1 pseudogene is annotated in these 659 nt (G+C 56.6%); it reads left to right on the plus strand.

What is annotated here, in order from left to right:
* Positions 1–124: 124 nt before the first annotated feature.
* Positions 125–531: pseudogene (locus NKH12_RS30480) on the plus strand (endonuclease domain-containing protein).
* Positions 532–659 lie beyond the last annotated feature (128 nt).

Genomic DNA, 659 nt, shown 5'->3' on the forward strand with positions numbered 1-659 from the left:
TCCAAGCCGACCAAAAGACCGAGCCTCTCCCAATCAGATGGCCTTCATATATGAATAACTTTCCCCGGACAGCCCTGCCGTTTACGGGGAGAAGGTGCCCCAAGGGCGGATGAGGGGCAGCGCTGTGCGAGGTGGAAACGAGCCGAAGGTGGCGAGGGCCAGGCAACTTCGAAAAGTCGAGAATGATGCCGAGGAATGGCTATGGCACGAACTGCGCGGGCGACGATTGAACGGCCACAAATTTGTTCGCCAACTGCCGATCGGCCCCTATTTCGCCGACTTCGCCTGCCGCGAAGCCAATCTGGTTGTGGAGTCGATGGAAGTCAGCACGCAAATCGATCTCAGGATCGATACAGGGATGAGACCATGAACAGGAACGGTTGGTCGGTGTTGAGGGTTTGGCACGCTGATGTCCTCACTGGTAAGAGCGTACTGGATACGATCGTTGCGGCCTTGGATGGTCGGCTCAATCGGAAAATGATTGCTGTCGACGCGAAGTTTTTGCCCGCTTCAACGTCAGAGGAAAGATGATGAGCGTTTGCGCCGCCCCTCATCCGCCCTTCGGGCACCTTCTCCCCGTGAACGCAGGGCTGTCCGGGGAAAGTTTTGAGTGAATCGAAATGCCACATGTGCATGCCCCGTAAAACGGGTTTTGTCCG

It is taken from the genome of Mesorhizobium sp. M1322, assembly GCF_040318085.1.
GTDB lineage: Bacteria > Pseudomonadota > Alphaproteobacteria > Rhizobiales > Rhizobiaceae > Mesorhizobium.